General features: G+C 40.1%; 14 protein-coding genes. 6 read left to right on the plus strand and 8 right to left on the minus strand.

Annotated features, from left to right (window positions below):
• Positions 1-89 precede the first annotated feature (89 nt).
• From BV214_RS15000 to BV214_RS15030, 7 genes are all read right to left on the minus strand, one after another.
• Positions 90-782, minus strand: a complete 693-nt coding sequence (locus BV214_RS15000; protein WP_086478326.1) for an OmpA family protein — start codon at positions 780-782, stop codon at positions 90-92.
• A complete protein-coding gene (locus BV214_RS15005; protein WP_086478327.1) occupies positions 782-1,273 on the minus strand; it encodes a lipocalin-like domain-containing protein in 492 nt (163 codons plus the stop codon). The genes BV214_RS15000 and BV214_RS15005 overlap by 1 nt, the downstream gene beginning before the upstream one ends.
• A 327-nt stretch (positions 1,274-1,600) precedes the next feature.
• Complete coding sequence (locus tag BV214_RS15010) at positions 1,601-2,020, minus strand: GreA/GreB family elongation factor (RefSeq protein WP_086478328.1); 420 nt, start codon at positions 2,018-2,020, stop codon at positions 1,601-1,603.
• A gap of 22 nt (positions 2,021-2,042) precedes the next feature.
• Positions 2,043-3,326 (minus strand): Glu/Leu/Phe/Val family dehydrogenase, encoded by a 1,284-nt coding sequence (locus BV214_RS15015; RefSeq protein ID WP_086478329.1) that lies wholly within the window; start codon positions 3,324-3,326, stop codon positions 2,043-2,045.
• A gap of 360 nt (positions 3,327-3,686) precedes the next feature.
• Positions 3,687-5,021 carry a sigma-54-dependent transcriptional regulator gene (locus tag BV214_RS15020; RefSeq protein WP_086478330.1) on the minus strand — a complete coding sequence of 445 codons (1,335 nt, stop codon included), beginning with the start codon at positions 5,019-5,021 and terminating at the stop codon, positions 3,687-3,689.
• A 3-nt stretch (positions 5,022-5,024) separates the two neighbouring features.
• Complete coding sequence (locus BV214_RS15025) at positions 5,025-6,122, minus strand: sensor histidine kinase (RefSeq protein WP_086478331.1); 1,098 nt, start codon at positions 6,120-6,122, stop codon at positions 5,025-5,027.
• Positions 6,123-6,146: 24 nt separating this feature from the next.
• Positions 6,147-8,123, minus strand: a complete 1,977-nt coding sequence (locus tag BV214_RS15030; protein ID WP_086478332.1) for an alpha-ketoacid dehydrogenase subunit alpha/beta — start codon at positions 8,121-8,123, stop codon at positions 6,147-6,149.
• Positions 8,124-8,248: 125 nt separating this feature from the next.
• On the opposite strand from BV214_RS15030, the gene BV214_RS15035 reads away from it, so the two are divergent.
• The 5 genes from BV214_RS15035 to BV214_RS15055 all read left to right on the plus strand — a co-directional run bounded on the left by BV214_RS15035 (position 8,249) and on the right by BV214_RS15055 (position 12,437).
• Positions 8,249-9,199 carry an isopenicillin N synthase family dioxygenase gene (locus BV214_RS15035; RefSeq protein ID WP_086478333.1) on the plus strand — a complete coding sequence of 317 codons (951 nt, stop codon included), beginning with the start codon at positions 8,249-8,251 and terminating at the stop codon, positions 9,197-9,199.
• Between the two features lie 77 nt (positions 9,200-9,276).
• Positions 9,277-9,606, plus strand: coding sequence for a translation initiation factor (locus BV214_RS15040; protein ID WP_086478334.1), 330 nt, complete (start codon positions 9,277-9,279; stop codon positions 9,604-9,606).
• A 74-nt stretch (positions 9,607-9,680) separates the two neighbouring features.
• Positions 9,681-10,613: a DUF1835 domain-containing protein gene (locus BV214_RS15045; RefSeq protein ID WP_086478335.1), complete on the plus strand. Its 933-nt coding sequence runs from the start codon at positions 9,681-9,683 to the stop codon at positions 10,611-10,613.
• A 1-nt stretch (position 10,614) separates the two neighbouring features.
• A complete protein-coding gene (locus BV214_RS15050; RefSeq protein ID WP_086478336.1) occupies positions 10,615-11,487 on the plus strand; it encodes a nucleoside phosphorylase in 873 nt (290 codons plus the stop codon).
• A gap of 101 nt (positions 11,488-11,588) precedes the next feature.
• Positions 11,589-12,437: a substrate-binding domain-containing protein gene (locus BV214_RS15055; protein WP_086478337.1), complete on the plus strand. Its 849-nt coding sequence runs from the start codon at positions 11,589-11,591 to the stop codon at positions 12,435-12,437.
• 58 nt (positions 12,438-12,495) lie between these two features.
• Here the strand turns inward: BV214_RS15055 and ung are convergent, their stop codons facing one another.
• Positions 12,496-13,161 (minus strand): uracil-DNA glycosylase, encoded by a 666-nt coding sequence (gene ung, locus BV214_RS15060; protein ID WP_086478338.1) that lies wholly within the window; start codon positions 13,159-13,161, stop codon positions 12,496-12,498.
• A 235-nt stretch (positions 13,162-13,396) separates the two neighbouring features.
• On the opposite strand from ung, the gene BV214_RS15065 reads away from it, so the two are divergent.
• The gene (locus BV214_RS15065; protein ID WP_086478365.1) at positions 13,397-13,939 is read left to right on the plus strand and encodes an RNA polymerase sigma factor; all 543 of its coding nucleotides are present in this window, start codon (positions 13,397-13,399) and stop codon (positions 13,937-13,939) included.
• Positions 13,940-13,968 lie beyond the last annotated feature (29 nt).

A 13,968-nucleotide genomic window follows, 5' to 3' on the forward strand; every position in this document is an offset into this window, starting at 1 on the left:
TTCACCACCTAGCGAATTACCATGCACGGCACACTACAAAAAAACCCGACAATTCCTTGTCGGGTTTATACTTAAATACTGGTAAGTTACTAGTTAGTTTGCCTACGAGCCTCTTCTTTTAAAGCCTCATTGGCCACAATTGCCAACTCTACCCTGCGGTTCTTAGCTCTTCCTTCTGCAGTTGAATTATCTGCCTTGGGTTGAGTTAATCCGTACCACTTGGTAGTTAGTCTGCTACCCGAAACCCCATTGGCTACCAAATAATTGGTAACAGCTTGGGCGCGCAGCTTGGACAAGTTGAGGTTATATGCTGCGCTACCTGTACTATCTGTATGCCCTTCCACCAAAATATTAGTGTCTGGATACTCCAACAATACTTTAACTAATTTATCTAAAGTAACGGCAGAAGCAGTATTAACAGCAGACTTATTGGTATCAAAATACACCCCTCCATCCTCACTGAAGGTTACATTTATACCCTCACCAACACGGGTAACATCGGCTCCTGGAATCTCTTCTTCGATTCGTTCTGCCTGTCGGTCCATCCTATCCCCAATATATCCACCGGCAACTCCACCTACTACAGCACCAATAATAGCACCCAAAGCAGTGTTGTTACCTTTCCCTACATTATTCCCGATTACTCCTCCGATTACAGCTCCACCTGCAGCACCGCCAGCAGCACCTCTTTGTTTGTGATTTGTATTTTTAAGGGCAGTACAACTACCAAGGGTTGCCATAATCATTATTAAGGACAAACTACTAACTACTATTTTTCTCATTATTCATCGTTTTTAATAAATTCATAAACTACGGTAACTGGAGTTCCATCTACCATTACTTTAGACTCTAGCCTCATATAACTCTCGCTTAAGGAAACAATATCTAATCTATATCCCTTTCCACCGGAAATATCCTTGTATCTATCATCGATAAATTTAAACTGAAGTTGAGCATTCATTCCTTCACGCTCATAAATAGACCATCTAATAAATTGCTCTTCCTGACCGCATTCCGCACGATTGGCTAAAACATAGCTACCCGTACTATTGTTGTTTCTAAAGAACCAACTACTGCCCTCAAAACAATCATCAGATGCATGGTTAAACAATTGGGACTTAAAATTACCTGGGGCTCCTGTATAAGAAACACTGTTCAAGATCCAATAACCATTAATGGTTTTCCTATCCTTCATCGCGGATTTGGATACCGAACAGGACGATACTAATCCTACGGCCAAGAACAGTACAAAAAATGACTTTTTAAAATGCATAATTCTTTTAGTATTTAAATGATTAATGTTACGTATATACGCAGCAAACAGACAAAAAGTATACCTAAAAATCCTAAATGAAACTAAATCCAAGCTAACAGCTTCTATAGGAAAGTATTAACGCCTAAAATAATTATAGATACAACAATTTGGTAAGCAAACTTAAGGACATTTCCCCTGTAAAATTGACTGAAAACATAGAAATTAGTGCTCTAAACACCCTTGAAACTATGAGATTCCTTAAAATTAATAAAGGGAAGCGCTGCTTCCCTCTATTTTAAAAACCATTTATGCCTAATAGGTAGTTCTAGTAAAAGTTAATTATGCCTAGAGTAGCACATCGGAATTAATTGAATTTGGTTGCTGTTTCACCTCTGCAACCTTTAGGGTTTGAAGACCATTTCTAAACTCCCAAACAATATCGTCCCCTTTGGCATACCCCATAACCGCTGCCCCCATGGGAGTTAAAATTGAAATTTTACTATTTTTAAAGTCCCCTTCCGAGGGTATTACCAATTGAAATTTATTGGTAAAGCCATTTTGCCCTTCAATAGTAACCAAAGAATTAAAGCGAATGACATCAGTGGGCATATTTTCCTCACTGTATACAATAGCCGATTTTAGTTCATCGGTTAATTTTTGAATGCTGCTTTTATAGGTATTGTCCGGATAGTACCCTGAGACATTTACCAAACGCTTCAATAAAACGAATTCTTTTTTTTCCAAAACTAGATTTCCGTACTTCATGTTACATATGTTTTTAAATTATTTATGGAAAAATCCCTCTTTGCAGGTATGCTTTTTCCAATCTTTCTATAGCTATCATAAAGGCAGCGGTACGCATATCTCCCTGCCTTTCCTGGCCTTTATCGTAGACCTTATCAAAGACCTCTTTCATTTTTTTGTCGAGCCTGGTCATCACATCTTCCAATTGCCAATACTCTCCGTTTCTATTTTGAAGCCATTCATAATAACTGGCCATCACTCCCCCACAATTACATAAAATGTCTGGTAAAACGCCAATCCCCCTATTCAACAAAATTTCTTCGCCTTCTACATCGGTAGGTCCATTAGCACCTTCTGCAATAAGAAATGCTTTTATTTTACCAGCGTTGTCCGCGGTTATTTGATTCCCTAGGGCTGCTGGGATACATATATCGCAATCCAACTCAAAAAAGTGGTCTTTGTCCAATGCGGAAGCCTCTGGGAAATTTAATATGCTCCCATTATTTTGCTCCATATACGCAGCCAACGCAGCTACCTTTATACCATTCTTATTGGTTATACTACCAAAGGCATCTTGTACACCAACTAGTTTGGCACCCTCATTCTCTAAAAAGTAGGCAGCCCAATACCCTACATTTCCAAAACCTTGCAGAATAAATCTTTTGTCTGCAAGACTAATCTTTTTCCTTTCGGCCCAGAACTTAATGTTTAAAAAGACGCCATAGCCTGTGGCCCTGTCCCTTCCTTCCGATCCACCAGTTCCTATTGGTTTTCCAGTAACCACGTGCTGGTTCTTAGATCTTTCTGTTGGGGGTTTTGTAGACATATAAGTATCCAATATCCACGCCATGGTTTGGGCATTGGTATTTACATCAGGCGCGGGAATATCGTGTTCGGGACCAATATTATCTCCTAAGGCATACGTGAATCTTCTGGTGATTCGCTCTAATTCTGAAGTAGAATACTTGGAGGGATCTATCTTAAGTCCCCCCTTGGCGCCCCCATAAGGCAAGCCGGCCAAAGAGGTTTTCCATGTCATCCACATCGCTAAGGCCTTAGCAGTCTCTATATCTACAGTCGGATGATAGCGCAATCCACCCTTATACGGTCCTAGTGCGTTATTATGTTGTACCCGATAACCTGTGAATACTTCTATTTCCCCATTATCCATCTTAACCGGGAAGTGGATGATGAGCTCATTATTGGTAATACTTAGAATCTTTCTAATATTACTATTTAACTCTATAATATCCGCAGCATGGTTAAATTGACGCATTACGTTCTCTAACATACCCTGCCTAGGCTGTTCCTTTACATTCGTTATCATAAAAAATTTTAATACGTTCTTACTTCCTTCCTTAAAATGAAGTGTGGATCCATGGACAATGATTCCGAATTGGAAAATTGAAATTCATTGCAAATCCAAATATGGTTTTTGTTTTTGGTAAGCACGCAAGTGTGGTAAAACTTACAACTAGGGCATATTCCGTTACTCTTTCCCATATTTCACTAATTTAGAGAAATAGCAAGGGCAAGTATAATGCCAATGATTATGTTGATTTAATTAATAACCTTCAATCCCTTATTTTACAGCCGGTTGCGCGTAGCGACGGTGACAACGCTACCATGGTGTAGCTAGGGAGATATCCCCCGATGGGGAAAAAATACCCAGTATGAAATTTAGGGTTTAACGAATTTTTTGACGCAGTGTCTTTCGGTCTATCTCTAAAATTTCGGCCGCCTTGGATTTGTTGTTCCCCGTGGCTTCCAGAACTTTTAGTATGTAGTTTTTTTCCACTTCCCGTAAAGGAAGCAGCTTGTCATCGGGAAAATGGATTTTATACTTAATGGAATCGGGAAGATCCCCCAACTCAATCTTCTTATCGCACATAATTACCGCCCGTTGCACCACATTTTCCAATTCCCTAATATTCCCTGGCCAATTGTATCGCACAAGCAGGTCTAATGCATCTTGAGAAATGCTTACTATCCTATCCTTATACTCTACCCCATATTTAAAAAGAAACTTATCTACCAAAAGGGCAATATCTTCCTTGCGATCCCTTAACGGCGGTACATTTATCTCTACCACGGTTAATCGATAATACAAATCTTCCCTAAAGCTTCCTTTTTTTACCATAGCCTTAAGGTCGCTATTAGTGGCTGCTATTACGCGTAGATTAATTTTCTCCGATTTTTGAGACCCCACCTTTATCACCTCCTTTTCTTGGAGTACCCGCAGTAATTTGGATTGTACTGCTGGTGAGGCATTCCCCACTTCATCCAAAAAGAGCGTACCCTTATCTGCGGCTTGAAACAACCCCTGACGTTGTTCTTGTGCCCCGGTAAAAGCGCCTTTTGCATATCCAAACAACTCGGATTCTAACAAGCTTTCCGGGATTGCGCCACAGTTCACCGCAATAAATGGTGCCCTAGAGAATTTCCCCATATAATGAACGGAACGCGCCACCAATTCCTTCCCGGTACCACTTTCCCCATTAATCAGCACGGTGGCCTTGTTATCCTTTACCCTATCTATAATAGAGGTGACTGTCTTAATGGCCTTGGACCTCCCAATGAGCTCGCCATAACTTTCAATTTCCGGCCTATCTATGGAGGCAGACCTTACTATATTTCCTGTATCACTTCCCTTTGCCGCAAAGCTTTTTGTGACGGCCTGCCGCAGCTCTTCCTTGGTAAATGGTTTAACTAGATAATCCATGGCGCCCGACTTTAAGACCGTGAGGGCATCATCTACCGAAGGGTAGCCCGTTACCACCAATTTTGGAAGCTTGGGGTAATGCTCGGACACATAGTTTATTAATTGCATCCCATCTACATCGGGCATCCGTAGGTCTGTAATTAATAAATCTATTTTGGAATCCTTTAAAATAGCGAGTGCTTCCTTTACGGATACGGCTTTAAAAGCATGGTAGTTAAACGATTGTAGATGCCTGTGTAGGAGTTCTAGTATGTCTATGTCATCATCAACAATTAGTACGTTTTCTTTTTTAAAGCCCATCTGCTACTTTTTAGGAAATTGAATCACAAATATAGTCCCTTTGGGTATATTGGGACGGTACTCAATAGTTCCTCTGTGGCTTTTTACAATACCGTGCACCACGCTTAATCCAAGCCCTGATCCTTCCCCAGTTGGCTTGGTGCTATAAAAGGGTTCAAAAACCTTTTCACGGATGCTTGGCGCTATTCCCGGACCTTGATCCTCAATAAGCATCTCTACACCATCCTCCTTCTCTGTAATAAATAGGCGGATTACACTTCTTTGTGGGGCAAAGTAAATGGCATTCAGCATTAAATTAAAGACCACCTGGGTCAGCTGTATGGCATCTACCCTTAGGAAAATAGACTCCCCACTAAAACTAAGCTCCCCTTTTATTTTTTTACTTTTTAAGCTGGGCTGCATAAGATTAAACGCATCGGATACAATAGGCACTATATTTACCAAGTCCATCTGCTGGGGCATTTCACAGGCAAAAAACATTAATTTTTTCACCACTTCTCGTGAAAATATGGCGCTGTTGATAATCTTGTCTAAATCCCTGTTCGCCTCCGAATCCTCTTTTATCCTTGCTTTTAGTAGCTCGGAAAACCCTAGGATATTGGCAAGTGGAGTATTTAGCTCATGAGCCATTCCCGCTGTGATCTCTCCCAAAATACTTAACCGATCTGTATGCTCCATTTTTCGTTTAACCAAGTCTTCCTTGTCTTTAATCTGTTTCCGCTCCAACAGATTGCCCACTTCCATACAAATGTTCTGCAAGAGCTTCTTCTCTTCTAATAAAAAGTTGGAAACAGCATACGAAGGGGAAGGATAGGCTACTTGGATATACCCCACCTTCTTGTTAAAAACTTCTACGTTCGATTTTAGGGCCACGTTGCGCTGTGGAAAATGATCGGTTTTCATGGAGTATTGATCAGTAACCAATGCTATATGGGCATCCTTATTATGTCTAAAAGCCTTTTGCAAACACCTCATAATCCCTTTTAAGGCATCTTCCATCTGATCATAATCGCAATTAACGATGATAGAGGTAACCTCGTACATACAGGTCAATTCCTTAATACGCTCCTTTAGCTTCTCCTCTGCGGGATTTACAGCCATTTTTTTTGTGATTAATAGATTTCTTTAATATTTCAACAAAGTTAGGAGTTCTGATGCAAATCGCGATTTAGGAAGGTAGGTATCTTCCAAGTTTTTGGCAAATGGAATGGGCGTATCCAAACTAGCCACCCTCTTAACGGGAGCATCTAAGTATTCAAAACAGTTTTCCATAACCATTGCAGAAATGTCGCTCGCCACACCACCAAAGAGACTGTCTTCCTGCAAGATAATTACTTTCCCTGTTTTTTTTACCGATTGGTATACAGCCTTCATATCCAAAGGTTGTAAGGTACGTAGATCTAATAGGTCTGCTTTTACATTGGGATGACTGTCCAAAACCTCCAAGGCCCAATGTACCCCCATACCATAGGTAACTATGGTAATTTCCTCTCCCTGCCGTAAAAGGGCGGCCTCCCCAAAAGGAAGGGTGTAATAGGCTGTGGGCACCTCTTGATACTTACTTCTATAAAGTGCCTTATGTTCAAAAAACAACACTGGATTGGGATCGTTTATGGCGGTTGCTAAAAGCCCTTTGGCGTCATAAGGGAATGCAGGGTACACCACCTTAAGCCCCGGGGTTTTGGTAAACCAAGCCTCATTGGTCTGGGAGTGAAAGGGTCCAGCCCCTACTCCGGCCCCACAAGGCATGCGAATAACTACGTCCGCATTTTGTCCCCAACGATAGTGAACCTTGGCCAAGTAGTTAACAATTGGATTAAAACCAGTACTTACAAAATCGGCAAATTGCATTTCTACAACCGCCTTGGTTTGTCTTATGGAAAGCCCCATAGCCATAGATACTATAATAGATTCACAGATAGGGGTGTTTCTTACCCGATCTTTTCCAAATTGATCCAGAAATCCTTCGGTAACTTTAAAAACACCTCCGTAATCTGCAATATCCTGCCCCATTATCACCAAATCCCCATGTTTCTCCATGGATTGCCTTAAACCCTCCGAAATAGCATCGACAAGCCTTATATTGGCAGTTTCAGAATTTGGCGCCACCTCTTCATAATTAGACTCTTTATACAAGTCATTAATTTCTGTGTTTGCATCCGATACTATAGGGGGTTGATCAAAAGCTATTTTTAAATGTTGATCTATTTCAGCTTGGTATTCCTCCTTAAAGGAATTGATCATCTCATTATTCAATATTTTTTCTTTTAAGAGATAGTTCTCATACGTCACCAAGGGGTCTTTCTTTTCCCAAGTATTCAACAACTCCTCGGGGACATATTTTGTGCCACTAGCTTCTTCATGGCCCCGCATCCTAAAGGTTTTAAACTCTATCATTACTGGCCTGGGGTTCTCCCTAATGCTCTTACACAATTCAGAAACCTTAGTGTATACTTCCTCTACATTATTTCCATCCAGGATATGCGATTCCATTCCGTATCCTACCGCCCTATCTGCCAAGTGCTCACAGTTGTATTGCTCCTTAGTAGGGGTAGACAAGGCATAACCATTATTTTCTATACAGAACAACACAGGCAGACTCCATACGGAAGCAAGATTTAAGGCTTCGTGAAAATCCCCTTCACTAGTTCCCCCTTCACCGGTAAACACCGCAGTTACCTTCTTTTCTCCCTGGATCAACTCCGCCAAGGCAATTCCATTGGCAACTCCCATTTGTGGTCCTAAATGCGAGATCATCCCCACTACTTTGAACTCTTGAGAGCCAAAATGAAAGCTTCTATCCCTTCCTTTTGTAAATCCGCCTGCCTTTCCCTGCCATTGAGCAAAAAGTCGGTGCAAGGGTATATCCCTTGTGGTAAAGACTCCTAGATTACGGTGCATAGGAAGGATAAACTCTTCCGCAGTCAAGGCACTGGCTACACCAATATTGATAGCCTCCTGACCCATACCGCTAAACCATTTTGAAATTTTTCCCTGCCGCAGTAAGAGCAACATCTTTTCCTCAATCAACCGGGGCTTCAGCATACGTTGATACAGTGCTACTTGCGTATCCTTATCAATACCTAACTTATTAAACTGCATGTTATATATTTACTGTTTTATGGATAATAATTTATAAATGTAACGAAAGCCTAAAACAAAGACCAACAATATATGAAGAAGATTGTCTTATTATTTATTAACTTTGATTTATCTAAATAAAAGAAATGAGTACTATACCAAGCGTAAACTTAGAAGATTTTATTTCGGGAGATCCTGCCCGGAAGGAGAAATTTATAAAAGAGATTGGCAGCGCCTTTGAAGATATTGGATTTGTTGCTTTAAGCGGACACTTTTTATCGGACAAATTGGTGGAAGACCTATATGACGAGATCAAAAAGTTTTTTAACCTACCACAAGAAGTCAAAAACAAATATGAAATAGAGGGCATTGGAGGACAAAGAGGCTACACCTCTTTTGGTAAGGAACATGCCAAGGGGAGAAAGGAAGGCGACCTTAAAGAATTTTGGCATTTTGGCCAATATGTGGAAGATGACCCAAAATTGGAAAAGGAGTATCCTAGCAATGTTAGGGTGACAGAACTGGATAAATTTAATGAAGTAGGCAAGGAAACCTATAAAATGCTGGAAAAAACAGCTAAATACGTACTCAGGGCCTTGGCTCTTCACTTGGACCTGGAAGAAACGTATTTTGACAATTATATTAAGAATGGAAACTCCATTTTAAGACCCATTCATTACCCTCCCATTACAGATGAACCAAAAAATGCGGTAAGGGCAGCAGCACATGGAGACATTAATCTAATCACCCTATTAATGGGAGCTCATGGAAAAGGCCTGCAGGTAAAAAACCATGAAGGAGAATGGGTAGATGCCATTGCCAAGCCAGACCAATTAATGATTAATGTAGGGGATATGCTTTCGCGACTTAGCAACAATAAATTGAAGTCTACCATCCACCAAGTAGTGAATCCGCCAAAAGAATTATGGGGTACTTCTAGGTATTCCGTTCCGTTCTTTATGCATCCAATAAGTGAAATGCCCCTAAACTGCCTAGAGAATTGTATAGATGAATCCCATCCCAAACTTTATGAGGATATTACTGCAGGCGAGTTTTTACACCAACGCTTAATAGAACTTGGATTGATCAAAGCCTAGCGGCAAGGAGGTGTAGAACACAACAAATAACCAGCATACCAAGAATTATTATTATCATATAACGTAGTCAGTAGAAGATGGACTTAAAAGACCAACTTAAAAATTTATTTCCCGATCATCAGGTCGAAGAAAGTGAGGACGAAAAGCAGGAAGAAAATGGGATTTGGTTGCAGGACGACCCCATTATCTGTAAATATGAAAAGCGAAAGGGAAAACCCATCACTATATTAGAAGGGTATAACGGAGCAGACAGTGATTTTAAAAAGCTCGCTAAGGAATTAAAAACCAAACTTAGTGTGGGTGGTTCCGTAAAGGGCGACACCATAATCATACAGGGGGATTTCAGGGATAAAATCATGGAATTGCTTAAAAATAAGGGGTTTAAGGTAAAGCGTGTGGGAGGTTAGAATTTTGTTAATTATTTCATGATATTAAGATATTATGTTACATTTAATAGTTACAACCTAAACTACCAATGAAAATGAGTTCCCAATTACACATCACAAACGGTGATAATTTCACCAAAAAACTGCAAGGCCTTAAACTTGGCGGGGAAATTATTACCTGGCGCGAAATGTTGTGCGAAGGCAAGACCGAATCCAATGTAGGCAGTGAATCCTTTTGGAAAACCAGATTTGAGTTTTTAAACAAAAATTATAAGGTAACCAAATCCTGGTTTATTGAAAAAACCCTAAAGGAATATCGCTCCCTGTGCAACCATAAATATCAAGATCAAATTGTGCTGTGGTTTGAATACGATCTATTTTGCCAAATCAATATGCTAGCTGTTATCTCTTGGTTAAAGACCAATAGGCCTTTTGCTGAGATCTCCTTGGTGTGTAGTGGAAAAGAAGATGCATCGGACAAGCTTTATAGCTTAAATGAGCTGAGCGATGAGGAAGTTTTGAAGTTATACGAAAAGCGTACCTTCCTAACCCAGGACGATGTGGAGTATGCAGATTATGTTTGGCAGCTCTATTGTAGCGATAATCCAATTCGTTTGGAGAACTTAAAGGATTTCAGCAATTTCCAATTTACCTATTTGGAATCGGCCATTAGAGCGCATTTGATGCGTTTTCCTACCATAGAAAACGGATTGAACGAAGTGGAAAATAACATCCTTCGATTGGCCAACAGCACTAAGCCTAAATCAAAATCCGAATTATTGACCACAGTACTTAACAACCAAGGACTCTATGGTTTTGGGGATACCCAATATACCCGACTCATTGATAAATTAAAACCCCTATTCCTATCCTTTAAGCCAGTTACATTATCTAAGACTGGAAATGAAATACTCTTGGGCAATACCAGTTATTATTCCTGCATACAGGACAACGATGTATTCTTGGGGGGAGCTTTAAAATATGGTTTTCTGTACAACTCCAAAACAAACAGAATTCTAAAGTTATAGCATGCAACTTACTGCCTCAGAGCTTGTGCTAAACGCCGATAATAGTGTTTACCACCTTAACCTACATCCCGAAGAACTTGCTACCACCATTATTACGGTGGGTGACCCCGAACGCGTTCCGTTAATATCCCGATATTTTGACACCTTGGAGGTCAGTAAAATTAAAAGGGAATTCTGTACCCACACCGGGAGGATCGGCAAAAAATGGATAACCGTAATTTCCACGGGCATCGGAACCGATAATATTGATATTGTCCTTAACGAATTGGATGCGTTGGTAAATATAGATTTCAACAGCAGAATGGTTAAAAAGGAAAAAACCCAATTAGATATCATTCGTATTGGGACTTCAGGTGCTATACAACCAAATATTCCACTACATTCCTTTATAATGAGCGATTATGCAATAGGCTTGGATAGTCTCCTTCATTTTTATGATAGTGAACATGTACAGCATCCCGCTATTCAACAGGCGTTTTTAGCGCATTGCAATTGGTTAAAGGATAAATCTACCCCCTATGTGGTTCGTTGTGATGAGGAATTAGCGAAAAAGTTTACCGGCAAGCAGATGATTTCTGGTTTCACAGCCACTAATGTGGGCTTCTACGGTCCCCAAGGTAGGGTATTGCGCTTGCCCTTACAAGACGCCGAGATGAATCAGAAAATAGGTAGTTTTGACTACCAAGGCATGCAGATAACCAATATGGAAATGGAAACTGCCGGTATTTACGGACTTGCTAAGCTATTAGGCCATAGAGCCGTTTCACTTAATTGCATTCTAGCCAATAGAACTACCGGAGAGTTTTCCAAGGATCCCCAAAAAGCAACCCAAAATCTTGTTACCTATGCTCTAGAGCGCATTTTAGAAAATTGATATCCCGCATCGCTACTAGGGATTTAATGGATTTATTTAAGAAAGCATTGGTATCTTTGTAGTACTTTAATTTAGTACAAACTTCCAAAACACACATCATTTTGAAAAAGATAAACATAATAGGTGTTCCTGAACATTTTAATTTCCCTTGGCATTTGGCCATTGAGGAAGGCGCATTTAAATCTAGGGGAATCGACTTAGAGTGGACAGATATTCCGGAAGGAACAGGAAAAATGGCTCAAATGCTACAGGAGGGAACTGCAGATTTAGCCATTATTCTAACCGAAGGGGTAGTGAAAAGTATTTCTGAAGGCAATCCCGTGAAAATTGTTCAAGAATATATTGCCAGTCCCCTATTATGGGGCATTCACGTTGCCCATGGCAGTGCATTTAACAGCTTGGAAGATCTGCAAGGGAAAACAGCTGCTATTAGCAGGTTTGGCAGTGGCAGTCATTTAATGGCTTATGTAAACGCACAAAATATTGGCTGGAACACCGAGGATCTTAAGTTTAAGGTGGTAGATAATCTAGAAGGAGCAGTAGCTGCTCTTACCCAAGGAACGGCCGACTATTTTATGTGGGAACGTTTTACCACAAAGCCATTGGTAGATCAACAGATATTTAAAAGAATTACAGACTGTCCTACCCCATGGCCGTGTTTTGTGGTAGCAGCTACAGATGCATTTATAACCGATAATTCTGGCATTTTACAACACATACTCGAGGTAATAAACACCTACACGGAAGATTTTAAAAATATTCCGAGCATAGACAAAACCCTATCCAACAACTATGGGCAGCAGCTAGAGGATATTCAGCACTGGCTTTCCCTTACTAGATGGAGTCAGAAAAAATTGGATGAAACCACTTTGAAATCGGTTCAGGACACCTTGTTAAATCTAAAACTTATAGAAGGAGTCTTACCGCATAGCTCAGTGATACACAGTTAAAGAAAACACCAGTCCATAACGCTTAGTAGCGCTATGGACTGTTTTTATCAGGATTTTTCTACCAATCTATAGGCTGCAAACCACTTTTCACTAAAAGCTCATTGGTTTTCCCAAAATGCTTGTTTCCAAACCAATACCCCCTATTAGCACTAAGTGGTGAAGGATGTCCCGAGGTTAATACATGGTGCTTTTGGGCGTCTATTAATTTTATTTTTTTCTTTGCATACCCACCCCATAATAAAAACACCAAACCAGTTTTCTCCTGCGATAATTTAGAAATGACGGCATCTGTAAAGGTTTCCCATCCCTTTCCCTGATGGCTTCCGGCATGATGGGCCCTTACCGTTAGCGTAGCATTTAGTAATAATACACCCTGTTTTGCCCATTTTTCCAAATTACCGCTTTCCGGAATTGGTTTTTGCTGGTCTTCTTTGAGTTCCTTAAATATATTCACCAATGAAGGTGGGTGTGGCATTCCATCATTTACGGAAAAACAAAGTCCGTTAGCCAAACCTTGTCCGTGATAAGGGTCCTGCCCTATTAATACCACTTTGGTATCTTTTAACAAGCAGTGATTAAAGGCCGCGAAGATCTGCGACTCTGGCGGAAAGCACTGGTGCTCCGTGTACTCCTTCCTAACAAATGATTGAAGCTCCCTAAAATAAAGTTGGTTAAACTCGCTATTCAATAGCTGATGCCAATTAGGATCTAGGTTACCATACATAAGCAGTCAAATATGTTTTTTAAAATTAAGAAGGGCTTTAGGCAGTAACCCCTTAAAATATGAATCCGCTAATCTAACAAAATTTGACCAATGACAAATTTATGGCGTACCCGAAGTTTAGGAAGCTAAGGAAAACTATCTTATCTTGTTGTACTTGGAATAAATAATAATTAGGAAGCAGAATAAACCTTTTTGCTTTTTTGGAGTCCAACAATAGAACTCAAGTTAATACATGGTGATTGCAGAAGAAGTTTTGGTATTGCAATTAAAGCAAGAAGGCACACGCTCAAAGGCTTTTGAAATCTTGGTGAACACCTATAAAGAACAATTGTATTGGCACATTAGAAGGATTGTACTAGATCATGACCATACAGACGATGTGTTACAAAACACTTTCATTAAAGTTTTTAGGAACATTGAGGGCTTTAAAGGTGAGAGCAAATTGTATACTTGGATGTATAGAATTGCCACTAATGAGGCCTTGCGATTTTTAAAGTTGGAAGCCCAGAAATTAAAAATTAGCAATGAGGAGTTAATGGATTACACCTTAGGGAATTTAAAGGCTGACGTGTATTTTGATGGCGACGAAATACAATTGAGATTGCAACAGGCAATTGCCAAACTTCCCGAAAAACAGAAGCTAGTATTCAATATGAAGTATTTCCAGGAACTTAAATACGAAGAAATTTCAGAGATATTGGAAACCTCCGTAGGTGGATTAAAGGCATCCTATCATTTGGCAACAAAGAAGATTGAGGCATATTTAAGGGAGCATTAAACCTTCTGCCCAAAATAAGGTCTAAATAA

This window comes from Arenibacter amylolyticus, from assembly GCF_002150785.1.
Classification (GTDB): Bacteria; Bacteroidota; Bacteroidia; order Flavobacteriales; family Flavobacteriaceae; genus Arenibacter; species Arenibacter amylolyticus.